This window comes from Streptomyces sp. NPDC001450, from assembly GCF_053597295.1.
On record NZ_JBSFHY010000041.1, the window covers coordinates 68,364 to 91,199 of the forward strand.

General features: G+C 72.6%; 23 protein-coding genes. 7 read left to right on the forward strand and 16 right to left on the reverse strand.

What is annotated here, in order from left to right; genetic code table 11:
• Positions 1–20 precede the first annotated feature (20 nt).
• From ACWC5O_RS35260 to ACWC5O_RS35300, 9 genes are read right to left on the reverse strand one after another with little or no spacing between them, the layout of a single operon-like run.
• Complete coding sequence (locus ACWC5O_RS35260) at positions 21–641, reverse strand: V-type ATP synthase subunit D (RefSeq protein ID WP_450590159.1); 621 nt, start codon at positions 639–641, stop codon at positions 21–23.
• Positions 638–2,032, reverse strand: coding sequence for a V-type ATP synthase subunit B (locus ACWC5O_RS35265; protein WP_450590160.1), 1,395 nt, complete (start codon positions 2,030–2,032; stop codon positions 638–640). The genes ACWC5O_RS35260 and ACWC5O_RS35265 overlap by 4 nt, the downstream gene beginning before the upstream one ends.
• On the reverse strand, positions 2,029–3,777 hold the full coding sequence (locus tag ACWC5O_RS35270) for a V-type ATP synthase subunit A (RefSeq protein WP_450590161.1): 1,749 nt from the start codon (positions 3,775–3,777) through the stop codon (positions 2,029–2,031). Before ACWC5O_RS35270 ends, ACWC5O_RS35265 begins: the two co-directional genes overlap by 4 nt.
• Complete coding sequence (locus ACWC5O_RS35275) at positions 3,774–4,283, reverse strand: hypothetical protein (protein WP_450590162.1); 510 nt, start codon at positions 4,281–4,283, stop codon at positions 3,774–3,776. Before ACWC5O_RS35275 ends, ACWC5O_RS35270 begins: the two co-directional genes overlap by 4 nt.
• The gene (locus ACWC5O_RS35280) at positions 4,283–4,513 is read right to left on the reverse strand and encodes a V-type ATP synthase subunit F (RefSeq protein WP_450590163.1); all 231 of its coding nucleotides are present in this window, start codon (positions 4,511–4,513) and stop codon (positions 4,283–4,285) included. Before ACWC5O_RS35280 ends, ACWC5O_RS35275 begins: the two co-directional genes overlap by 1 nt.
• A complete protein-coding gene (locus tag ACWC5O_RS35285; RefSeq protein WP_450590164.1) occupies positions 4,510–4,923 on the reverse strand; it encodes an ATP synthase subunit C in 414 nt (137 codons plus the stop codon). The genes ACWC5O_RS35280 and ACWC5O_RS35285 overlap by 4 nt, the downstream gene beginning before the upstream one ends.
• Entirely contained in the window at positions 4,908–6,353 is a 1,446-nt protein-coding gene (locus ACWC5O_RS35290; RefSeq protein ID WP_450590165.1) for a V-type ATPase 116kDa subunit family protein, read from the reverse strand. Before ACWC5O_RS35290 ends, ACWC5O_RS35285 begins: the two co-directional genes overlap by 16 nt.
• Positions 6,340–7,269 carry a hypothetical protein gene (locus ACWC5O_RS35295; protein WP_450590166.1) on the reverse strand — a complete coding sequence of 310 codons (930 nt, stop codon included), beginning with the start codon at positions 7,267–7,269 and terminating at the stop codon, positions 6,340–6,342. Before ACWC5O_RS35295 ends, ACWC5O_RS35290 begins: the two co-directional genes overlap by 14 nt.
• Positions 7,266–7,703, reverse strand: coding sequence for a hypothetical protein (locus ACWC5O_RS35300; RefSeq protein ID WP_450590167.1), 438 nt, complete (start codon positions 7,701–7,703; stop codon positions 7,266–7,268). The genes ACWC5O_RS35295 and ACWC5O_RS35300 overlap by 4 nt, the downstream gene beginning before the upstream one ends.
• A 167-nt stretch (positions 7,704–7,870) precedes the next feature.
• Here ACWC5O_RS35300 and ACWC5O_RS35305 point away from each other — a divergent pair, with 167 nt between their 5' ends.
• Positions 7,871–8,740, forward strand: a complete 870-nt coding sequence (locus tag ACWC5O_RS35305; protein WP_450590168.1) for a CBS domain-containing protein — start codon at positions 7,871–7,873, stop codon at positions 8,738–8,740.
• A gap of 65 nt (positions 8,741–8,805) precedes the next feature.
• Here ACWC5O_RS35305 and ACWC5O_RS35310 read toward each other — a convergent pair whose 3' ends face one another.
• On the reverse strand, positions 8,806–9,462 hold the full coding sequence (locus tag ACWC5O_RS35310) for a CBS domain-containing protein (RefSeq protein ID WP_450590169.1): 657 nt from the start codon (positions 9,460–9,462) through the stop codon (positions 8,806–8,808).
• A 325-nt stretch (positions 9,463–9,787) separates the two neighbouring features.
• Here ACWC5O_RS35310 and ACWC5O_RS35315 point away from each other — a divergent pair, with 325 nt between their 5' ends.
• Together ACWC5O_RS35315 and ACWC5O_RS35320 are read left to right on the forward strand one after the other, a co-directional pair.
• Positions 9,788–10,693, forward strand: coding sequence for a universal stress protein (locus tag ACWC5O_RS35315; RefSeq protein ID WP_450590170.1), 906 nt, complete (start codon positions 9,788–9,790; stop codon positions 10,691–10,693).
• A 51-nt stretch (positions 10,694–10,744) separates the two neighbouring features.
• On the forward strand, positions 10,745–11,617 hold the full coding sequence (locus ACWC5O_RS35320; protein ID WP_450590171.1) for a universal stress protein: 873 nt from the start codon (positions 10,745–10,747) through the stop codon (positions 11,615–11,617).
• A gap of 57 nt (positions 11,618–11,674) precedes the next feature.
• Here the strand turns inward: ACWC5O_RS35320 and ACWC5O_RS35325 are convergent, their stop codons facing one another.
• The gene (locus ACWC5O_RS35325; RefSeq protein WP_450590172.1) at positions 11,675–12,106 is read right to left on the reverse strand and encodes an OsmC family protein; all 432 of its coding nucleotides are present in this window, start codon (positions 12,104–12,106) and stop codon (positions 11,675–11,677) included.
• Entirely contained in the window at positions 12,106–13,287 is a 1,182-nt protein-coding gene (locus ACWC5O_RS35330) for a site-2 protease family protein (RefSeq protein WP_450590173.1), read from the reverse strand. The genes ACWC5O_RS35325 and ACWC5O_RS35330 overlap by 1 nt, the downstream gene beginning before the upstream one ends.
• A 356-nt stretch (positions 13,288–13,643) precedes the next feature.
• Between ACWC5O_RS35330 and ACWC5O_RS35335 the strand changes: the two genes are divergently transcribed.
• Together ACWC5O_RS35335 and ACWC5O_RS35340 are read left to right on the forward strand one after the other, a co-directional pair.
• Entirely contained in the window at positions 13,644–14,714 is a 1,071-nt protein-coding gene (locus ACWC5O_RS35335; RefSeq protein ID WP_450590174.1) for a zinc-dependent alcohol dehydrogenase family protein, read from the forward strand.
• Between the two features lie 27 nt (positions 14,715–14,741).
• Positions 14,742–15,440, forward strand: coding sequence for a helix-turn-helix domain-containing protein (locus ACWC5O_RS35340; RefSeq protein ID WP_450590175.1), 699 nt, complete (start codon positions 14,742–14,744; stop codon positions 15,438–15,440).
• Positions 15,441–15,468: 28 nt separating this feature from the next.
• Here ACWC5O_RS35340 and ACWC5O_RS35345 read toward each other — a convergent pair whose 3' ends face one another.
• Together ACWC5O_RS35345 and ppdK are read right to left on the reverse strand one after the other, a co-directional pair.
• Complete coding sequence (locus tag ACWC5O_RS35345) at positions 15,469–15,924, reverse strand: pyridoxamine 5'-phosphate oxidase family protein (protein WP_450590176.1); 456 nt, start codon at positions 15,922–15,924, stop codon at positions 15,469–15,471.
• A gap of 196 nt (positions 15,925–16,120) precedes the next feature.
• Positions 16,121–18,808 (reverse strand): pyruvate, phosphate dikinase, encoded by a 2,688-nt coding sequence (gene ppdK / locus ACWC5O_RS35350; protein ID WP_450590177.1) that lies wholly within the window; start codon positions 18,806–18,808, stop codon positions 16,121–16,123.
• 240 nt (positions 18,809–19,048) lie between these two features.
• On the opposite strand from ppdK, the gene ACWC5O_RS35355 reads away from it, so the two are divergent.
• Positions 19,049–20,770 carry a GAF domain-containing protein gene (locus ACWC5O_RS35355; RefSeq protein ID WP_450590208.1) on the forward strand — a complete coding sequence of 574 codons (1,722 nt, stop codon included), beginning with the start codon at positions 19,049–19,051 and terminating at the stop codon, positions 20,768–20,770.
• A gap of 136 nt (positions 20,771–20,906) precedes the next feature.
• Positions 20,907–21,608, forward strand: coding sequence for a CBS domain-containing protein (locus ACWC5O_RS35360; RefSeq protein WP_450590178.1), 702 nt, complete (start codon positions 20,907–20,909; stop codon positions 21,606–21,608).
• A gap of 27 nt (positions 21,609–21,635) precedes the next feature.
• Here the strand turns inward: ACWC5O_RS35360 and ACWC5O_RS35365 are convergent, their stop codons facing one another.
• Both ACWC5O_RS35365 and ACWC5O_RS35370 read right to left on the reverse strand, forming a co-directional pair.
• On the reverse strand, positions 21,636–22,286 hold the full coding sequence (locus ACWC5O_RS35365; protein ID WP_450590179.1) for a CBS domain-containing protein: 651 nt from the start codon (positions 22,284–22,286) through the stop codon (positions 21,636–21,638).
• 26 nt (positions 22,287–22,312) lie between these two features.
• Positions 22,313–22,771 (reverse strand): Crp/Fnr family transcriptional regulator, encoded by a 459-nt coding sequence (locus ACWC5O_RS35370; RefSeq protein WP_450590180.1) that lies wholly within the window; start codon positions 22,769–22,771, stop codon positions 22,313–22,315.
• Positions 22,772–22,836 lie beyond the last annotated feature (65 nt).

Genomic DNA, 22,836 nt, shown 5'->3' on the forward strand with positions numbered 1-22,836 from the left:
GTTTCTCGCGCCGCCCTCCCTCACCGGGCCCCGTGGGAGGCCGCCCAGCGGCGTCGTACCGCTTCCTCGTGTTCGGTCTCCTCCAACGCCAGCTCCAGGGACGCCAGTTCGCGCCGCAGCCGGGGGATCCAGTGCCGGCGCAGGGCGCGCACCCGCTGCCGGGTCCGTCCCGCTTCGGCGGCGAGCAGTTCGGCGGCTGCCTGGTGAGCGGCGTACTCCGCGGCGGCGCGCACCGCGGCCCGGTAGGCCGTCTCGGCCTGCGCGAGCGCGGTGTTGGGCGGTGCCGGCTCCGCCGGCGAGCGGACGGGGGCCGTCCAGGCCACGGCCGCGGGATGGCGCACCCCCATCAGCGCGGCCCACTCGACGTCGACGCGCGCCCGGTCCGCGGGCAACGCCTGGGCCAGCGCCTGTTCGCCGCCGAGCAGCACCCCGCGCACCAGCCAGGTGTCGGCCTGGGCCAGCTCTTGCCGCCACACCGAGCCCGCATCCGCTGCCGCCCGTCGTTCCGCGCGCTCCCGGTCCAGCAGCAGCCGGAGTTTGCGTTCCAGCAGGTCGGCTCCGCGCAACGCGGTGGCGAGGTTGCGGCGAAGCCGTAGCCGCCCGGCCCGTCCCGGCGGTGCCCGGAGGCCGTGCGTGCTCACGTCGGCTCCTCGTCCTGGGGCGGGGCGTGGGTGTCGAGCAGGTCCGCCGGGATCATGCCGAGCTGGCTGCGCGGCAGGGTCAGCAGCACTTCCCAGGCCCGGTCCACGGACTCTTCCAGTGACCGGTTCTCGTCCGTGCCCTGGGCCAGGAACCGGTAGCGGAAGGCGTCCTCCAGGTCCAGGTGGCGCAGGTCGGTCGGGCTGAGTGCCGATCGCCCGATCAGGTCGGCGAGTTCCCGCACCTGCCGGGACCGGGCCAGCGCGGCGATCAACTGCGCGGCGACGGCCGGATGGTCCGCCCGGGTCCGTCCTGCTCCCGTCCCCTTGCGCATCAGACGCGACAGCGAGGCCAGCGGGTCGACGGGTGGATACGTGCCGGCGGCGTGCGCCTCGGCGGACAGCACGATCTGTCCCTCCGTGATGTAACCGGTGAGGTCCGGAACGGGGTGGGTGATGTCGCCCGCCGGCATGGTGAGCACCGGCAGCACGGTCACCGACCCCGGGCGGCCCCTGATCCTCCCGCAGCGCTCGTAGAGCGACGCGAGGTCGCTGTAGAGGTAGCCCGGATAAGCACGGCGGGCCGGAATCTCGCCCCTCGCAGCGGACACCTCGCGCAGCGCCTCCGCATAGGCCGTCATGTCGGTCATCACCACCAGGACGTGACGGCCCGCGGTGAACGCCAGGTGTTCGGCGACGGTCAGGGCGAGACGCGGGGTGAGCAACCGTTCGATCACCGGGTCGTCGGCCGTGTTGACGAGGAGGGCCAGTTCCCCTGCGGCGGAGCGGGCGGCCAGCCCGTCACGGACGAACGCGGCGTCGGCGTGCGTGAGTCCCATGCCGGCGAACACGACGGCGAACGCCTCCCCGCCGCACGTCGCCTGGGCCGCGATCTGCACCGCCAGCTCCAGATGCGGCAGCCCGGCCGCCGAGAACACCGGCAGCTTCTGCCCCCGCACCAGCGTGGTGAGCACGTCCACGGCGCCCACACCGGTGAGCACCGGCTCGTTCGGCGGTTCCCGGCGCACCGGGTTGATCGGCGCGCCGCCGACCGCCGCGTTCGAACCGCCCAGCACCGGCGGCCCCCCGTCGGCCGGTTCGCCCCGCCCGTTGCACACCCGCCCCAGCCATCCGGTGCCGACCGGGATCCGCAGCGGCGTGCCCGAGAAGGCGACGCGGGTGCCGGCCCGGTCCATGCCGGCCGTGTCCTCCAGAACCTGCACCACCGCGAGATCCCGGTCCACCTCCAGGACCAGCCCGTGCCGTCGTTCACCGGAGGCGAGGAGAATCGTGGCGAACTCGTCCCAGCCGACACCGCTGACGCCTTCGACGACCACGAGCGGCCCGCGCAGTTCCCGTACGCCCGTGTACTCGATGCCGGCGAGGCCGCTCATGCCGCCTCCTCGAGCCGGGCCAGCACGGTGTCGCGGGCGGCCGCCACGGGAGCGGTCTCCGCCGGACCGGCCGTTTCGCGCGCTCGCAGCAGCGGGGTGAAGTCGACCGCCTCGACGACGTCCGCCTGGGCGCCGGTGTCCACGAGTTCCAGACAGCGGTCGATCACCGTCAGCACGGCCTCCACGAGGGCGGCGGTCTTCTCGGGGGCGCTGTAGGCATCGGCCGGCGACAGGGCGCTCTGCTGGACCAGGGCCTCGCGCACCAGCCGTCCCGCGAGCACGCTGATCCGCTCCCGGGGCGGCAGAGCCGTGACACCGACCAGGTCGACGAGGTCCGCCAGCCTGTCTGCCTCGGCGAGCAGCAGTGCCACCCGTCCGCGTCGCGCGGCCCACTCGGGGTCACCGGCCCGGGCGTGGGCGGTGGCCAGCGCGGCGGCGTCCCGTGAGAAGGAGTCCGCCCAGGAGACGGCCGGATAGTGCCGTGCGTAGGCGAGATCGCGGTCCAGGCTCCACAGGCACCGTACGAAGCGTTCGGTGTCCGCGGTGACCGGCTCGGTGCGGTCACCGCCGGGCGGGGACACGGCGCCGATCACCGTGACGGAGCCGGTCGCACCACCGAGGGTGCGCACTGCGGCGGCCCGCTCGTAGAACGCGGCCAGTTGGGAGGCGAGCCCCGCCGGATAGCCCTCCTCGGCGGGAAGTTCGCCCATGCGGGAGGCGAACTCGCGCAGCGCCTCCGCCCAGCGGGAGGTCGAGTCGGCGATCAGCACGACATCCAGACCCATGTCGCGGAAGTACTCGGCGACCGTCGCACCCGTGTGCACGCTCGCCTCGCGGGCCATCATCGGCATGTTCGAGGTGTTCGCGACCGTCACGGTCCGGTCCGCCAGACGGCCCCCGGTACGGGGATCGGTCAGCTCGGTCAGTTCCTCGATGACGTCCGCCATCTCGTTGCCGCGCTCACCGCAGCCGACGTAGACGATCACGTCGGCGTCGCACCACTTGGCGATCTGCTGCAACAGCATGGTCTTGCCGGTGCCGAAGCCGCCCGGCACGGCGACCGTGCTGCCGCGGGCCAACGGGAAAAGGAGATCGACGGCCCGCTGCCCGGTGTTCAACGGCACGTTTGCCGACAGTCGTCGGGCGACCGGCCGTGGCCTGCGCACGGGCCAGGACTGCGCCATCCGGACTTCGTGCCCGCCCACCACGGCGAGCACGGCGTCGCAGGAGTGCTCGCCCGGCGCCGCGACCCGGGTCACCTCGCCCGAGCAGTCCGGAGGCGTCAGGAGCCGCAGCGGCACGCTCGCCCCGATCTCCCCGAGGACGTCCCCGGCAGCCACCGCCTCTCCCTCGGCAACCCGTGGTGTGAACGACCAACTGCGCGGTTCCGGTGCCGCGCTCGGTCCGCCTGTCATGAGCAGGTCGCCGGCACCGGCCAGGGGGCGCAGCAGACCGTCGTACACGCCCCCGAGCAGATCCGGGGCCAGGCGCACCGACAGCGGGCAGCCCTGGGGCTCCGCAGGATGCCCGGGGGCCAGCCCACCCGTGTACTCGTACGCCTGGACGGTGGCCGTGTCCGCGTGGATGGCGACCACTTCGCCCGGCAGCCGGGCGGAGCCGAGCACGACCAGGTCGTGCATGGCGACTGCAGGCGGGCAGGTGATGTCCACCAGGGGGCCGGCGACCCTGAGGATCACCGGGCGGGACGAGGCGTCTCCGGGGAGGGATGCCGGAACGGCGGTCACGGCGGCCTCCACAGCGTCTCGGCCTGCGCACCCAGCAGTTCCAGGGCACGGTCGGCGAGCGCGTCCGCCGACAGGTCGACCCGTCGGCCGGTCACCTCGGCCGTCACTCCACCCCCAGCGGCAGCCGTGACCCGCGCCTGCGCTCCCAGCAGCGCCCGCGCCGCCTCGGCGAGTCGGGCCTGCGATACGGCACCCTCCACCAGGGCTCGGCGCACGCCCGCACGGACCGCGGCCCTGAGTTCGGCGTAGACCTCGGAGCGGGCCGCGAGTTCCGCCGTCCAGGCGTCCTGCACTGCTCGTACCCGCTCCCGGGCCGCCTCGGTGGCGCCGTCGGCCTCGCCGAGGTCCCGGGCCCGCGCGATCACCTCATCAGCGGTCCGGCGTGCCGCGCGCAGGGTTTCCTGCGCGTCGGCCCGCGCTCGTTCCCGGACGGCGTCGGCCGAGGCCCGTGCCGCGCGCAGCAACTCGGCGCGCACGGGGTCCAGTGCGTCCACGGACGCGGTCATCAGGGCATCACCACGGTCAACGGCCGGGAAGGCGCGGGTGCCGTCGCCTCGGCCCCCAGCGCTTCGGCGGCCTCGGCCGTGAGGATCACGAGGCCGACCGTGCCCGAGAGCGTACGCCAGGTACGGCGGACGGCGTCAGGATCCTCCGCGACCAGCACGTCTACCCCTGCCAGGGCCAGACCGCACACGCGGGTCCGCTCGCCGATGGCGGCCACGGTGGCCATCGTCATGCCTTTCCGATCAGCAGGATCGCGACCACGAGCCCGTACACGGCGATGCCCTCGGCCAGACCGACGATCACCAGCGCCCGGCCGAAGACCTCCGGTCGTTCGCTCAGCGCGGCCAGAGCCGCCGCTCCCGTGTAGGCGACCGCGATCGCGGCCCCGATCGACGCCCCGCCCATCGCGACGGCCGCCGCGATCAGCGCGGTCCCGTTGACTCCCCCGGAGGCCGCGGCCTGAGCCGACGCCTGCGCGGGGCCCGCGAGCGCCGTGCCGAGGACGGCACATGCGCCGCCGAACAGGGCGAGGTTCGTGGCCAGCAGCCAGCGGAAGGCGTGTCTGGCCCGGCGCCGCCGCAGCAGCCGTACGGTGCCGAGCACCGCGACCAGGACCGGCAGGACGATCAGCCAGGTGAGCATGGGATCACCTTCGTAGTGCTGTCGGCAGGTTCCGCCGGGGGAACGTGCCACGGACGGAACGGGCGGCCCTCCGCCTCGAAGAGCCGGGAGAAGAGTTCGTAGAACTCCAGCCGCAATGCCTGCACACCGGCCACCAGGGCCTCCAGGCCGAAGGTGAGGGCTGTGCCCACGGCGAACACCAGCACCGCCCCCGCGACTCCGGCGGCACCGAGCCCGGCCAGGCCCGTGGTACCGCGCCACACCACGTCGGCGAGCGCTGCGTGCGTGAGGCCGAACGCCGCGAGCCGGGCGAACGACAGGGTGTTGGTGCCCGTACGCACCACGACGTCGAACAGCCGTACAGCCGTCTCGGCGCATCCGGCGCCACCCCCCGCGGTGGCCCGGAACAGGCCGAGGGTCACCAGCGCCAGCCCGATGACGGCGAGCGTGGCCCCGGCGACGGCCGCGGGCGGCCGGTGCAGGAGCAGGCCCGCTACGCCGAGCGCCAGCCCCAGGTAGAACAGCAGCCCGGCCCAGCCGGACGCCGCGTACAACGCCGTACCCCAGCCGCTTTCACGCACGCGGTTGACCGCGCCGGCGGCCTGCGTGACGGCGAGCAGTCCCGCCCCGAAGACCACGGCGGTGGCCAGCAGGCGGGCGGGACTGTCCAACGGGCTCAGCCACAGCACCGGCAGCAGCCCGGTCGGACCGAAGAACTCTCCGTAAGCGGCGCCCGCGAGCATGGCGGCGACTCCGGCGCCCGCCAGGAACGGCCACAGCCGGCTGAACCGGGCGAGCCGACGGGGCCGCCCGAGGCGAAGCGCGAGCGCGCCGCACAACAGGAGCGCCCCGTGCCCCACGTCCCCGAACATGATTCCGAACATCGCGACATAGACGAGGCCCGCCGGCCATGACGGGTCGAGGTCCGCATAGGCCGGAGTCCCGTACGTCGTGACCAGCGGCGTGAAGGAGACGGGCCTGCCAGGTCGCAGCAGTGTCGGCGGATCGGTGCCGCGAGGGGACGGCAGCGGCACCAGTGCGCCGCCCGCGGCGGCCAGTCGGTCCGCCACCCGGGGCACCTCGGCGGCAGGGCACCATCCGGCCAGCGCGGCCACCTCCCCGCGTCGTACGGCGCCTTCCGCGCGCTCCTGCAACTGAGCTTCGCCCGCCAGCAGTTCGATGCTGCGGCGTGCTTCGAGGAGGTCGAGGTCGGGCACGTCGGCGGCCAGGACGGCGGAGACGGTGTCCTCGGGTCCGGCCGCCGTCGTCGCACGTCCCCGCAGCCGCCGCAGCCGCACCGCCGCCGCTCCCGGAGGCGCTTCCTCGGCGCGGTCCAACTCCACGCATCCTTCCTCGGCGATCCGCACCAGCGCGTCCCGCAGAGTCACCTGCGGCACGATCACCGCCACACGGCGCATCCGGACCGGTGTCATCGCCTCAGGCCAGGGCATCGAACACCTCCCCGGGCCGTCCGCCGCGCGCCGCCGACTCCAGCGCTGCCCGCACCCGCCACGCGTCCACGGACAGCACCGCGACCGCGCCCACGACCACGCGCGGGCCGTAGCGGCGGTCCCGCAGCATCATCGCGCCGTCGTACTGCACCTTCCGCCACCAGCCTGCCTCGGCCCGCCACAGTCCTCCCGGATCCGCGGCGTCCGCCACGACCCAGCGTGCCGTCGAGGGGAGGCCCTCTCGGAACTCCTGGTACGAGGCGGCGGACGACGCCCGCGCCCCGAGCAGCCGGGCCGCGTCCCGCCGTACGGGCTTCGGCAGAGAGCGGTGGTACACGAACTGTTCACGCGCGATCAGCAGGACGGCGCGCCCCTCGGCCCAGCGGCGCGCGGGTGGCACGGCGACGGCGGTGCGCCGAGCGGCGGCCATCCTCATGCCGGTGATCAGCGCCCAGGGCGTGTCGCCGCCGGGATCGCCCCACGGCGAGGCGGTGAGCACCGCCCGCAGTTCCGCGGGTGTCCCGGCGTGCTCCAGGTTCCGCCAGGCCGTCTCGAGCGCCCCGAGCCGGTACGGCTGCGGAGCCTCCGTCGGGCGACCGTCCTGCGCGAGCAGCCGGGAGGCCACGTTGGCGATCTCGAACCCCGCCGCGAGCGGAACGAGTAGACGGGCACCGCCCCGGGGCAGCCACCCGGCCAGCACCCGCAGATGCCACAGCAGCGTGGCGGTCACCGCCCGCTGCGCCTCGGGCAGGCCGACCGCCGTACGCACGTAGCGGGAGTAGGGCGTCCCCGCCAGACGCCGCAGGGCGTCGTCGAGCGAGGCACAGGCCGCGATCTCCCGCGCCCCGTCGGAGCCCGGGTACCGGTTCACGAGGGCCTTGGCCCGCACCGCCCCGGCCACCCAGCCGGCGCTCACGGCGCTTCGCCCACCCTGACTGCCAGGCGTAGCGCGTCGGCCACCGCACGCTCCACCAGATCCGGCATGCGCTCCGCGGCCCGCTCCCGGACCGCCGAGGCGGCGCGGTCTCCGGCGGCCCGAATGGCCTCAGCGTCCTGCCGCGCCTCCCGGAGGAGAGGTTCCGCAGCCTGCCGGCGTATCTCGGGGGCCCGCTCCCGGGCGGTCGCCACGAGGCGTTCCGCCTCCCGCGCGGTGTCGCGCCGCACAGCCTCGGCCGCCTCGTCCGCGGCGGCCCGGATGTCTGCCGCCTCCTGCTGTACGCCCGTCAGCTGCGCGAGAGTGGGCTCCAGCTCCGCGGCGCGTTCCGCCGTACGGTCGGCGGGCACGCCGGTGGTGGACGCTCCCGGCGTCCCCACCGGACGGAACCGCTCCAGGAAGTCCCGCAGGCTCATCGGCGGCCTCCTGCCGGTCGGCTGCTCTTTCAGTCTCACCGTTCCCCTCCCACCCCGCACCGGATAGGGCCGTCACGTCGTTCCACCAGGGCCGTTCGGCTCTTGGCGACGGCGGACAGAGCGCGAGACTGGGACGGTAGGCAACTCGACGGAGTCCGGAGGCCGCCGTGAACGGACACGAGAACTTCTCCGCGGAGGCCCAGGCTCGGCAGGACCTGCCCTCCCGACCCTGGAGCCCCGGCGAGACGGACCGGCAGGACAGGCTGATTCGTTACCTGGGAGCCGCGGCTCAGGCTGCGGCCGAACGCGCACGCTTCGCAGAACAGGCCCCCGCACACGACACCGCCGGGCCGGCGCCGGCCGCCGGCTCGGCCTCGCAACGACCTTCGCCGCCCGAAGCCCGCATCCCGCTGGTGCGGGACGTGATGGACGTACCCGCCGTCTCGCTGCGCGACGACCTGCCGTACCGCGACATCGCCCGTCTGCTCGCGCGCGAGCAGGTCGGAGCCGTCCCGGTCGTGGACGCCGAGGACCACGTGATCGGTGTCGTCTCGGAGTCCGACCTGCTGGCGAAAGTGGCCTTCGAGGCCTCCGGCCACCGGCCCGGACGCGTCGGAAGGCTGCGCGAGCGGCGGATGCACAGCAAGGCCCGTGGCGAGACGGCCGCCGACCTGATGACCAGCCCCGCGATCACGGTCCTCCCGGGCGCGGCCGTAGCCGAGGCCGCCTGGCTGGCCACGCTGTCCCGGCTCAAGCGGCTCCCGGTCACCGATGGCGCGGGCCGCCTGGTCGGCGTCGTGCGCCGCAACGCGCTGCTCCAGGCCCTCATCAGGGACGACGCGGAGATACGGGCAGAGGTCGAGGCCAGGATCGAGGCCTGCTGCCCGCCGGAAGACCGCGCCGCGGTGGAAGTGGCCGTCCATGACGGCATCGTGGAGCTGACGGGACGGATGCCGTCGGCCACCACGGCCCGGCTGGTGGCGGAGGTGGAAGACATCGCCGACGTCGTCGAAGTGAAGAACCTTCTGACCGCCTGACCCGCGGTTCCCCGGTCTCGTGCCGGCCGGGTCTCGTGCCGGCCGAGGTGGGAGGCGAGGACCGCCTAGCGCACACCCGCCCCTCGGGTGAGGTCGAACTCGACGTCCACCACCCCCTCGACGGCGCGCACCAGACGCGCGGCCACGGGGACCAGGGCGGTGTCCCGGACCTGGCCCGTCAGCGTGGCGACCCCGTCGTGTACATCCACCTGAATGGCCGAGGACGTCAGCGGGAAGAGGTACGACACGATCTCGTGCCGGATCTCCTCGGCGATGTCCTGGTCGTCGCGCAGAAAGACCTTGAGCAGGTCGGCGCGGCTGACCATGCCCTCCAGCAGACCGGCTTCGTCGACGACGGGCAGCCGCTTGACCTTCTCGCGTGCCATGATCCGCGCGGCCTCGGCCAGGGTCGCGTTCGCGTGGACGGTGATCGCGGGCGAGGACATCAGGTCCCCCGCGGTGGCCGCACCGGCCTTCGCCACGTCGGCGGGTCGGCGCAGCAGCGCGTAGCCCTCCTCGGGGCTGTCCCGGAGTTCCTCCGTGGGCAGCAGGTCGGCTTCCGAGACCACGCCGACGACACGGCCCTCGCCCTCGAGCACGGGCAGGGCACTGACCCCCCAGTCCTGCATCATCCCCACGATCACCTTGAACGAGGCCCACCGGCCGACGGAGGCGACCGTGTGCGTCATGACATCGCTGACGATGTGCGGGGTGCCGTACATGGTGACCCCCTAAGGTCCTCGGCGGGTGGTCCTGCTGCTTCCAGGGTGTGTCGGCTTTCAGGATGTGTCGGTACGAAACGGTGGAAAAGGGGCTTCTCGGCCCCCGGACGGGCCGTTCGGCCTCCCGTCGGTCTGGTGCGAGAGATCACCGGCCGCGACACACGAACCAGCGGAGCGGCTCGGTCTGTTCGTCGACCGCGGGCACCATGACCAGCCACCGTCGCTCCGGTGGGTCGGTCGGCCCCGCTCAGGGACCTCTGGCCCCTGACCTCAGTCCGAGCGTGCCACCACGCTGGAATCGGACCTCACCCGGGAGGTGGACACCATGCTCCGAACCGTCACCGTAGGCCTCGACGGATCACCCGAGAGCCGGGCCGCCGCCGAGTGGGCGGCACGTGAAGCGATGCTGCGCCGCCTGCCGTTGAAGATCGTCCACGTCGGGGAACCGGTGCCCGCGCGCGTGGCTCAGCCGCCGCTTCCCGGCCCGCAGACCGACCAGCAATGGATCGAGCGGATTCCGAGTGAGGCCGCCGAGGGCATCCGGCTGAGCCATCCCGGTCTCGAGGTGATCACCGAGCAGTTGACCGGGAGCGTGGTCGACATGCTGTGCGAGGCAGCGGGCTCCGCCGAACTGCTGGTGCTCGGCTCGCGTGGCTTCGGCGCGATCGGTGGGTTCGTGGTCGGCTCGGTGAGTCTGTCCGTCGTCGCACGCGCCGAACGAACGGTGGTTCTCGTGCGGGCGGGCGAGCAGGCCGCGGACGAGCACAAGACGGACGAAGCGGACGTGCCCTCCGCCGCAGCACCCTTCCGGCCCGTGGTGCTCGGCCTCGACACCGATGATCCGGACGACACGCTGCTGGAGTTCGCCTTCGACGCCGCCGCACGCCGGGAAGCGTCCCTGCGAGTCGTGCACGGCTGGCCCGAGCCGCCCACCTCCTTCTACCGCTTCCCCGGCGACGCCGAACTCTACGACTCTCTCGAACGCCGACAGGCCGCCGCCCTCTTTGAGGTCCTGCGTCCCTGGCGGCAGAAGTTCCCGGGCGTCGAGGTGATCGAGGCGAGCCGGTGCGGCAGCGCCGCGCAGATCCTCGTCAACTCCTCGCGCGACGCGTCGCTGGCTGTCGTCGGCCGACGCATCCGCACCAGTCACCTCGGTGCTCACATCGGGCACGTCACCCATGCCGCCCTGCACCACATCAGCGCCCCCGTCGCCGTCGTGGCGCACCGCTGATCCGGCACTTCGCGGAGGAGAACCCATGAAGGCAGCAGGACGGTGAACAGGATGGACCTTCCGATCGTCGTCGGCGTCGATGGTTCCGAGCCGAGCCTGCGGGCCGTGGACTGGGCGGCGGACGAAGCCGCCCTGCGCGGCACGGCTCTCAGGCTGGTGTACGCATCGCTGTGGGAGCGCTACGAGGGCGCCTCTGTCGCGCATGACTTCGGCAAGCCGTCGCAGGAGGTGATGGCGGAAGACATCGTCGACACCGCCGAGCGGCGGGCCCACCACCGGCAGCCGGGCACCAAGGTGACCACCGACGTGCTCCCCGAGGAGCCGGAGTACGTGCTCGTGCGGGAGAGCCGAACAGCCCTTGCGGTGGTCATGGGCTGCCGTGGCCGCAGCAGCATGGCCGAGGCACTCTTGGGTTCCGTCGGCGTCATGGTCGCGGGTCACGCACACTGCCCGGTGATCGTGCTGCGCGGCAGCCACGACAACCAGGCCCGCTCGGGGGCGCGCGGTCGCATCGTCCTGGGTGTCGGTGAGCAGCAGGCGGGCTCGGCCGCTGTGCGGTTCGCTGCCGAAGAGGCCCTGCTGCGCGGCGTGCCGCTGGAGGCCGTACGGGCCTGGCACCGGCCCGCGCACGCGACCACGGGCCATCCGCTGATCGTCGGCGAACCGGCCCACCAGCACGAGCAGGAGGCGGTGGAAGCGCTGGAAGAGGCGCTGCGCCAGGTGCCCACCGACTTGCGGGTGCAACGCCGTACGGTCGAGGCCCGCGCCCGCGACGCCCTGCTGGCCGCTTCCCACGAGGCCGACCTGTTGGTTGTCGGTGCCCGGCGCCGCCACGGCCACTTCGGCCTCCAACTCGGCCGCGTCGCCCACGGAGTGCTGCATCACGCCGCATGCCCGGTCGCCGTCGTGCCGGAGCGCGACTGACGTCGACCCCCGCGTCGACCCCCGCGTCGACCCACGCTTCGCGGGGACGGCCACCGGTCAGCTGAACTCGATCCGTACCTCGGGCGGTTGCCGCAAGGTGTTGTGCACCGTGCAGTGATCGACCACCGCACGCAGCGCCTCGAGCCTGGCCCCGCTCAGCTCGTGCGGCACCAGGACCCTCAGACGTACGGAGGCGACGCGGGCAGGCCGGTCGTCGGCCATGGTGAAGTCCGCCAGCACGCGGAGGTGTTCGCGGTCGAGGTGGTGGCGTTCGAAGAAGCGTCCCGCGTAGTAGGCGACGCATGAGGCGAGTGATACGACGAGCACTTCGACGGGCGTCGGGCCGCGGTCGTCACCGCCCGCCTCGACGGGCTGATCGGTGATGAGGGTGTGCCCGCGTACCGTGACTGCGAAGGCCTGACTCTTGAGATGACTCACCTGCACCTGGTGCGGAGGCACCGAGGTGGAGGGCGGGCTGCTGGTGGTCATCACCTCTCCTTGGGTTGTTCGGGGCGGTCGTGGCGCGGCCCTGCGGAGCCGCGAGCGGTGGACGTGGCCGGCCAGGCCAGGGCACGGGTGATGTCGGCGATGGTGAGGATGCCGACGAGGTGACCCTTGTCGAGGATCAGCGCACGGCGCACGGGGCTCGCCTCCAGGCGGGGGAGCAGGTCGATCACGGGTTCCTCGGGGGCGGCCGTGACGACCTCGTCGACGGGGCGCATCACCTCGTGGACCATCGTGCTCGCACGGGCCTGGGGCGGGGTCGCGTCGACACCCCGAAGCGTCAGCACACCATCCACCGAGCCGTCCGCTGCCAGCACCGGGAAGGCGGAGTGGCGGTACCGGCCGAAGGGCCCCTCGGCAAGGATGTCGGCGAGGGTCGCCATGGCCGGCACGGTGACCGGGTCCGGCGTCATGACCCGGCTGGCCGGGACACCACGCAGTAGGCTGCGCATCTCGGCCTGACGGGCCTCGGCGGTGGCCGCGGCTATGAGGAACCAGCCGATCAGCGCGGGCCACAGACCAGACAGGTCACGCCCGTACAGCACGGCCAGGAAACCGGCCACCACCAAGAACCAGCCCAGCGCCCGGCCCGCCGACGAGGCACCTCGAGTGGCTCGCAGCCGGTCGCCGGTGCGGTGCCACAAGTACGCGCGCAGCAGCCGTCCGCCGTCCAGTGGTGCGGCGGGCAGCGCGTTGAAGACAGCCAGCAGAATGTTGATCGCGGCCAACCACGCGAATGCCTCGACCACCAGCCCGGACGTGTGGAGTGCCTTCAGCCCTGCGGTGATGCCCGCGAGCAGGCCACCGACCAGCAGGCTCGTGAGCGGACCCACGCCGGCGATGCGCAGCTCCGCGGCCGGTGTCGGCGCCTCGTCGTGCAGGCGGGCGGCGCCGCCCAGCATCCACAGCGTGATCCCGTCCACCTGGACGCCGTTGCGGCGGGCGACCACGGCATGCGCCAGTTCGTGCGCCAGCAGGGAACCGAGGAAAACGACGGCGGTCAGCAGGGCGAGTCCCCAGTACACGTTGGGGGAGTAGCCCGGGTGGGCAGCGGGAAACCGGCCGCGCGCGAGCGCGACAGTCACCAGGGCGACGATGACGAGGACACTCCAGTGCAGGCCGACCCGCACGCCGGCGATCCGGCCGAGGGACAGCGTCTCGTTCATGAACTCTCGCCTCACCCTCCGACCGGCGCCTCGTCCGTCGTTCGGGCGGGCGGCGCCGACCTCGCTGGGAGCAGGTCCGCGACACCTTCATCGTCCGGCGGTTGTCGCGTCGCGGGGAGGGGCCGATCGGCTCGCAGGAGGGACGACCGGCCCGGGCGCCGCCGCAGCTCGCCTTTGGCCGGGAAGGGCACCGTTCGGCCGACGGCGAGGGCCGGACGGCCCAAGCGCGGCCCCATGCGCGCTGCCCAAGCTGAATGTGCGGGGCACCCGGCATCGCGCCGGAACCCGGCCCGCGCCCGTCGTCGCACGCGCCGGAACCCGGGTCCCGCGGCAGACCGACGAGGGTGAGGAGCGTCATGAAAGGCTTCGTCTTCCACGGCCCCGGGCAGGCTGCCTGGCAGGACGTCCCGGACCCGGCCGTCAAGGAACCCACCGACGCGATCGTGAAGGTCGGTGTCGGGACGATCTGCGGGACGGACCTGCACATCCTCAAGGGCGATGTGCCCGAGGTGCGTCCCGGAACGGTCCTCGGGCACGAAGCCGTCGGTGAGATCGTCGAGGTCGGCAGCGACGTACGCACCGTCCGGCCCGGAGACCGGGTGCTGATGTCCTGCATCACCTCCTGCGGCCGGTGCCGGTTCTGCCGTGACGGCAGCTACGGCCAGTGCCGGGGCGGCGGGGGCTGGATCCTCGGCCATCTGATCGACGGTACCCAGGCCGAGTACGTCCGCGTGCCCTTCGCCGACCTGTCCGTCCACCCGCTGCCCGGCGCCCTCCGCAGCGAGGACGCCGTGCTGCTCGCGGACATCTTCCCGACCTCCTACGAGGTGGGCGTCCTCAACGGGCACGTACGCCCCGGCGACACCGTCGCCATCGTCGGAGCAGGCCCCATCGGGCTGGCCGCGATCGCCACCGCCCGGCTCTTCTCACCCGAGCGGATCATCGCCGTGGACCTGGCCCCGGCCCGGCTGGAGGCGGCCCACCGGCTGGGCGCGGACGCGGTGGCGGACGTCCACGAGGCTCCCGCCCAGCTGGTCGCCGACCTGACCGACGGGCTCGGCGCGGACGTGGTCATCGAGGCGGTCGGCGTACCGGAGAGCTTCGAGCTGTGCACCCGCATGGTCCGCCCCGGCGGGCACGTGGCCAACGTGGGTGTGCACGGCAGGCCGGCCACGCTGCACCTCGAAGACCTGTGGATCAAGAATGTGACGATCACGACCGGGTTGGTGGACACCTACTCCACCCCCACGCTGCTTCGGATGGCCGCCGCCGGCCGGCTGCCGACCCGGCAGCTGGTCACCCACACCTTCCCGCTGGAGCAGATGGAGGAGGCGTACGAGGTCTTCTCCATGGCCGGCGAGACCGGCGCGCTCAAGGTGGTCCTCGGCGGGGAGCAGCACGCAGAAATAGCCGTGCCCGCGGCCTGAGGAGAAGCGAGAAGAGGGTGAGGGACCATGGCCGAACGGACGAAGGCGGGCGTGGCGGCGGACGCTCCCGCGGTGGCTGCGACGGAGGCGCCGCTGGGCGACCTGGGCCGTCGGCTCGCCGCCCGGCGGGTGCAACTCGGCCTGACACGGCGACAGGTGGCGGCGCGGGCCGGGATGGCGGTCACCTACCTCAGGTACCTGGAGGAACATCCTGGCGCCGCGCCGGGCAGCAGTGCGCTGATGAAGCTGGCCGGGGCACTGGAGACGACCGTCGCCGAACTCACCGGCGGCGTCGTGGACCTGCCACCGGGAACCGGACGGGCCGGGCACGCACCGCGGTTCACCTGGCTGCGTCCCGGCGAGTGCCGCAGCCTGCTGGCGATGCACGGGGTGGGGCGGCTCGCGGTGCCCACGGCCTCCGGGCCGGTGATCGTGCCCGTCAACTACAGCGTCGTCGACGGTTCGATCGTCTTCCGGACCGCGCGCGGCGCGACGCCCTCCCTGGCCGACGGCTGTCAGGTGGCCTTCGAGGTCGATCGCATCGACGACGCGTTCAGCCAGGGCTGGAGCGTCCTGGTCCGCGGACCCGCCCGCGCGGTCACGGAGCAGGAGGAGCAGCGCCGGCTCACGGAACGTGCCTACAGCAGGCCCTGGGCCGGGGGTTCCCGCAGCCTGTGGGTGCGCATCGATACCTTCACCGTAACCGGGCGCCGGATCACCGTGTGAGGTGTCGTGCTCGCGCACGGAGGTGGAATCAACCGTCCTCCGGAGCCTCGCCACGCGCGGCGAGGAGAATTCCCGTGATCAGGTCGGGATGGATGCGTACCGCATGGTCCATGCCCGGCTCGGCCGCCCAGGGCTCCAACAGTGCCCGAATGCGTACCAGTTCGCCGGGGTCTGTCACCAGCCGGGCATAGCCCGTGACCACCACACTCCAGCCGAGACGTGTGTCCGGGTCGATGGCGTCGGCCTCGTAGGCGACGACGACGCCGTTGTCGTCGGCCGGTCGGGCCTGGGAGGTGAGGGCCGATCCCTCATGGGTGCGGATGACGATGTCGCCGCCGTCCAGGACGTGGTTGACCGGACGGGCCGTGGGCAGGGCCTGCCGGGTGAAGACGATCCTGCCCATGGACACGGTGCCGAGCAGCCGCAGTGCCTCGTCGCGATCGAGGTCGATGCGCCGGTGCGCCGGGCGGTCGTTACGGTTCATGGCTGGCTTCTTCGCGGGTGTGTCGCACTCCTGCCTGCCGGACCTGGCACCCCCGCTGGTTCCGGTGGAGCGGGACGCGGGCGGAGCGACACCGCGGGGGATCGGTGCCGCTCCTGTGTTCACTGTCTCTCATGGCTCGCTCCCTCTCCAGGGTCGATCGGGCCAATGGAAGGGCCGGTCGACCTGGATGCCGTCGTCACCTGGTGTCGCTCTCGTCCGTGCTCTGCAGGGCAGCCCGGCCTGCCTCCAGACGGGCGACCGGGACCCGGAAGGGCGAGCAGGAGACGTAGTCCAGTCCGGCTGTGTGGAAGAACTGGATGGACTCGGGGTCGCCGCCGTGTTCTCCGCAGACGCCGGTCTGCAGGTCCGGGCGGGCGGCACGGCCCTCCTCGACGGCGATCCGGACCAGCCGGCCCACACCCTCACGGTCGAGCGTCTCGAACGGCGAGGCGGTGAACACGCCCTTGTCGAGGTAGGCCGAGAAGAACGCGGCTTCCACGTCGTCGCGGGAGAAGCCCCAGGTGGTCTGGGTGAGGTCGTTGGTGCCGAACGAGAAGAACTCGGCCTCCTCGGCGATCCGGCCGGCCGTGAGCGCGGCCCGGGGCAGCTCGATCATCGTGCCGACGGGGCAGTGGACAGGCATGCCGGACTCCTCGGCGACCTCGGCCAGCACCCGCCTCACGTCCTCGCGGGTGAGCCGGAGTTCCTCTGCAGCGCCGACGAGCGGCACCATGATCTCCGCCCGTGGGGATCCGCCGCCGCGGGTGCGCTCGAGGACCGCCTCGGCGATCGCCCGCACCTGCATCGTCACCAGTCCCGGTACCACGAGCCCGAGCCGCACGCCGCGCAGGCCGAGCATCGGGTTCTCCTCGTGCATCCGGTTCACGGCATCGAGCAACTCCACCTCGTGCGCGTCCGGTTGTCTGCCGCCGGCCTTGGTGACGGCGATGCGCACGGCGAGGTCGGTGCGGTCGGGCAGGAACTCGTGCAGCGGCGGATCCAGGAGCCGGATGGTGACCGGCAGGCCGTCCATGGCCTCCAGGATGGCCACGAAGTCCCGCCGCTGGAGCGGGAGAAGAGCCGCCAGGGCATGGTCGCGCTCGGCGTCCGTGCGGGCCAGGATCATCCGTTCGACCAACTGTCGCCGCTCGCCGAGAAACATGTGCTCGGTGCGGCACAGTCCGATGCCCTGCGCACCGAACCGCCGGGCGCGGGCCGCGTCTTCGGCGGTGTCGGCGTTGGCCCGCACCTCCAGCCGACGCACCGAGTCGGCGTGGTCCAGGGCGCGGGCGACGGCGGCCACAGTGGTGTCCAGGTGCTCGCCGGTCTCCAGATAGCGCATCGTCGCGGAGGCGACCAGCGGAATCGCACCCGCGTACACGTCCCCGGTCGAGCCGTCGACCGAGATGACAGTGCCCTCCTCGACGACCGTGCCGGCCTGGGCGGTGAAGCGGCGCGCCTCGGCGTTGACGGTGATGTCCTGCGCACCACACACACAGACCTTGCCCATCCCACGGGCGACCACCGCCGCATGGCTGGTCTTGCCGCCCCGTCCGGTCAGTACCGCCTGCGCGGCGACCATGCCGGGCAGGTCGTCGGGGGTGGTCTCCTGGCGGACGAGCACAACCTGTTCTCCGGCTGCGGCCCTGCGTACGGCCTCCGCGGAGTCGAACACGGCCGCGCCCACCGCGGCACCCGGCGAGGCCGGTACACCATGAGCGAGCGCGTCGCCCGTCGCGGCGGTGTCGAAGCGGGGGAACATCAGCCTCGCCAGCCCTTCGCCGCTGACCCGGGCCAGGGCCTCGTCGGCGGTGATCAACCCCTCCTCGGCCAGCTCGGCGGCGATGGCGAACGCGGCCTCTGCGGTCCGCTTGCCCACCCGGGTCTGCAGCATCCACAGGGTGCCGCGCTCGATGGTGAACTCGATGTCGCACAGGTCCCGGTAGTGGCGCTCCAAGGTCTGGGCGTGATCACGCAGCTTCCGGTACGAGCGCGGGTCCAGCCGTTCCAGTTCGGCAAGCGGTACGGCGTCCCGTACGCCCGACACGACGTCCTCACCCTGCGCGTTCGGCAGGTAGTCGCCGTACAGGCCGGGGCGACCGGTCGCCGGATCGCGGGTGAAGGCGACGCCGCTGCCGGAGTCGGGGCCGAGGTTGCCGAACACCATGCGCTGCACGGTGACCGCGGTCCCCAGGTCGTCCGGGATGTGCTCGCGCCGCCGGTACAGGCGGGCGCGCTCGGCGTTCCAGGACCGGAACACGGCGAGGATCGCCTGCTGGAGCTGCTGGGCGGGGGACTGCGGGAAGTCGTGGCCCGTCTCGTCCCGGATCAGGCTCTTGTACGTCTCCACCAGCCAGGCGAGGTCGCTCGCGTCGAGATGGAGGTCGTCGGGGGCTTCGCGGGCCTCCTTCAGCAGGGTCATGGCCTCGTCGAACAGGGCCGGATCGACTCCCATCACCGTGCTGCCGTACATCTGGACGAGCCGGCGATAGGAGTCCCAGGCGAAGCGCTCATTGGCGGACACCTTGGCCAGGCCGAGTACGGAGGCGTCGTTCAGGCCGATGTCGAGGACCGTCTCCATCATGCCGGGCATGGAGAAACGGGCCCCGGAGCGGACGGACACCAGCAGCGGGTCGTCCGCCTGCCCGAGCAGCCGCCCGGTGGCCGTCTCCAGTGCCGAAAGATGCCGGGAGACCTCCGCCGACATGCCCTCCGGCTCCTCGCCGGCGGCCAGGAAGGCGCGGCAGGCCTCGGTGGTGACGATGAACCCCGGTGGCACCGGCAGACCCAGACGGGTCATCTCGGCCAGGTTCGCGCCCTTGCCGCCGAGCAGGCCGGCCAGGTCGCGGCCGCCGTCCTGGAAGTCGTAGACGTAGCGGACCATGACGCCTCTCCTCGGCTGTGCGGTCTCGTACGTCTCCAGCGTCGGGCGGGACAGGGCCGCCGGGGGAGGTGCTCTGGGTCCCCAGGGGGTGGGCCGATCGGCCCCCAAGCAACTGACGTGCGGCCGCGGTGCGCGGGGTCCGGGCCGACGGAGCGCCTTGCGTACCGGCTTCCACCGGGTACGGATACGGTGGAAGCAAAACAATCCGACGGCTCCCGCTGAGGGACCTGGCGGAGCGTGGTGGCAAGCCCGGAGGAGCCTCCTGTGTCACTGCCGCAGCTGAAGCTCGATGAACTGCTGGAGGAGTTGCAGGCCCGGATCGACGTGGCCCGCGGCACCCGGGACCGGGTGCACAGTCTCCTGGAGGCGGTGCTCGCCGTCGGCCGGGAGCTGGACCTGGAACAGGCCCTGCACTCCATCGTGGAAGCGGCCGCCGTGCTGGTGGACGCCGAATACGCCGCGCTCGGCGTCATCGGACCGGACGGCAAGACCCTGTCGGGCTTCCATACGGTGGGCGTCACCGAGGAGCAGATCTCCGAGATCGGGCCCTATCCGGAGGGCCATGGCATCCTCGGCGAGCTGATCCGGCACCCGGAGCCGCTCCGGCTCGCGAAGATCTCCGAGCACCCGGCCTCGTACGGCTTCCCCGCTAACCACCCGCCGATGAGCAGCTTCCTCGGTGTCCCGATCCGGGTCCGCGACCAGGTGTTCGGCAATCTGTACCTGACCGAGAAGCGGGGTGGCGCGCAGTTCGACGCGGAGGACGAAGCGGTGCTGTCGACGCTGGCCGTGGCGGCCGGCGTGGCCATCGACAACGCGCGCCTGTACGAGGACTCGCGGCTGCGGGAGCGCTGGCTGCGGGCGAACGCGGAGATCACGTACAGCCTGATGCCGGGCAGCGGACGCTCCGAGGCCCTGAACCTGATCGCCGAGCGTGCCCGGGAGATCACGGGCTCGGCCCTCGCGGCGGTCGCGATGCCGGTGGAGGAGGACGGCGGATCGCTCACCGTGGAGATCGCCGTCGGCATGGACGCGGAAGAGCATCGGGGGCTGGTGCTGCCCCTGCAGGAAACCCTGATCGGACTGGCGTACTCCACCGCCGCACCGGTCGTCAGCGAGGATGTCGCCCACGACCCACGGATCTCCCCCGAACCCCCGCGTTTCACCGGACTCGGCCCGGGGGTCGCCGTCCCCATCGGCACGGGGGAGGGCGGCGCCCGGGGCGTGGTCCTGCTGGCGCGTGAGGCGGGGCGCCCGGTGTTCTCGGAGAACGAGACCGAGACGCTGCGGGGGTTCGCCGCCCAGGCCGCGATCGCGATGGAGCTGGCCGAACGGCGGCAGGACGCCGAGCAGATCGCGGTGCTGCAGGATCGCGACCGGATCGCCCGGGACCTGCACGACCTGGCCATCCAGCGCCTGTTCGCCACCGGTATGACGTTGCAGAGCGCGGGCCGCTTCATCGAGCATCCGGAAGCCTGCGAGCGGGTCCTGCGGGCCGTCGACGACCTCGACGAGACCATCAAGATCATCCGGTCGACGATCTTCGGGCTGCGGGCGCACGAGGGCGGCGCCGGGAGCGGACTGCGGGCCAGGATCGTCCGCGCGGCGGGGGAGGCGGCTCCACTGCTCGGCTTTGCCCCGAGCGTGCGCATGGAAGGCCTGTTGGACACGGATGTGCCGGGGGAGGTCGCCGATCATGTCGTGGCCGTGCTCTCGGAGGCCCTCACCAACATGGCCCGGCACGCCCAAGCCGACCGGGCCCAGGTGGTCCTGAGAGCCGACGGTCACGAGGTGTCCCTGACGGTCGCGGACAACGGCGTGGGCATCCCGCCCGGCGGCCGCCGCAGCGGGCTGCGCAACATGGCCGAGCGGGCGGAGCAGCTGGGCGGTCGGTTCGAGGTGAGCAGCCCCGTCGGCGGTGGCGCGCTGCTGACCTGGCGGGTGCCGTTGCCGACGCCGTAGGGGCACGGCGGCGGGAGCGCTTTCGCCGTGCCCGCTTCGGTCTCGTGTACAGGCCACTCGGCCCCTGCCCAGGAGGAGACCTCGGCCGCAGGCTGAAGGTGTCCTAGGACGGCATCCCGAGCCCCTGGAGGATGCCATGGACGGCACTGCGACCGTCGTGAACGACGTGATGACCCCCAAGGTCGTCGCCCTGCGCACGGGAGCGGCCTTCAAGGACATCGTGAAGACGATGTGGGAGTGGCGGGTCAGCGCCCTCCCGGTGCTGGATGACGCCGGACACGTCGTCGGTGTCGTGTCCGAGGCCGACATGCTGCCCAAGGAGGAGTACCACCGAGGCGACCTCGACCGGTACGGGCAGGTGCAGCATCCCGCCGACCTGTACAAGGCGGGGGCGGTGACCGCCGGCGACCTGATGACCGCCCCGGCCGTCACCGTGACCCCCGACGCCCCCCTCGCCCACGCGGCGCGCGTCATGGTGCGCAACAAGGTCAAACGGCTGCCGGTCGTCGATCACGACGGAGCCCTCAAGGGCATCGTCAGCCGTGCCGACCTGCTGAAAGTGTTCCTGCGAGCCGACAAGGACATCGCCGAGGAGGTCCGGCGCGAGGTCGTCCTACGGCTGTTCGGTACCCAGGCCGAAGCGGTCCGGATCGAGGTGCACGACGGTGTCGTGACGCTCGAGGGCCGGGTGCACGACACCGAGCTGGTCCCGCTCGCCGCCTTGCTGGCACGGGCCGTGGAAGGCGTGGTGGACGTGCGGTGCACACTGACCGGTCCGCCCAGCCAGCCGAACCTCTATCCCGACCTGCCCGATCCACAGCGGGCGGCCCCCGCGTGAATGGCGCGTCGCCGGACGGCGACTCCACTACGCATCGGCCGCCGCGAGTCGGCAGTCCACGCCCACCACGCCCTCGACGCCCCGCACGAGACGGACGGCCAGAGGAATCCGGCTGGCGTCCGGCACTCGTCCGGTCAGCGTGGCGATGCCCTCGGTGACGACGATGTGCACGGGCTCCACCGGAGCCGGGAAGAGGACGTCGACCACCTCGCGCCGAATCTCGTCCGCAAGATCTTTGTCCGGGCGCAGGAACACCTTGAGGAGGTCGCCGCGGCTGACGACGCCTTCGAGCAGGCCCTCGGAGTTCACCACGGGCAGCCGCTTGACGTTGCGCAGGGCCATGATGCGGGCTGCTTCGGCGAGTGTGGCGTCGGCGTGGACGGTGACGGCCGGGGTGCTCATCATCTCCTGCGCCGTCACTGCCCCGGCCCTGGCCAGATCGGACAGCCGACGCCGCTGGGTGGAGCGGTCCGGATCGCTGTCCCGGAACTCCTCCTTGGGCAGCAGATCGGCCTCGGACACGACCCCGATCACCCGGCCGTCGCCCTCCAGCACCGGTAGGGCACTGACCTTCCACTGGTCCATGCGCTCGACGATCTCCTTGAACAGAGCCTCGCGACCCACCGCGACGACGGCATGCGTCATCACGTCGCTCACTCGATGCGGGCTGCTGTGCATGCTGTCCTCCTCGCAGGGCTGGGCGGTCACGTCAGGCCACCGCTGCCGTAGGGGGCGTAGAGGTCGAGCAGCCGGACCCGGGAGGCGTGCAGACGCTGCGCGACCACTCGCCCGACCCAGACGGCGATCGCCCGGCCGAACTCGGCGTCCTCGGCGCACATCTCCCGGACCGCCTCGGCGTCGAACTCCCAGGCCCGCACCGGGCTCGTCGCCTCCGCGCCCAGATGCCAGACGTACGGCGGATAGTGCCAGGACCAGCCGACCAGTTCGCCGTGCCCGAGCGACTCGATGACGGCGGGACGGCGGCCGGGCACGTGCAGGTCGAGGGCGACGGTCCCGGTACGGATGATCCAGAACCGGTCCGCGTGCCTGCCCTCCTCGAACAGGTGGGTCCCGGCCTCGAAGGAGACCTCGCGGGCGAGGCGCATCAGCCGTTCGCGGTGCTCGGGCTCCAGAGCCGTGATCATGGTGGTGGCGGAGGTCATCGCACCGGCTCCCTTCATGGCGTCTGCTACCAGGGTGGGCGCGTCCGTGCCCCGCCGCCACGGGC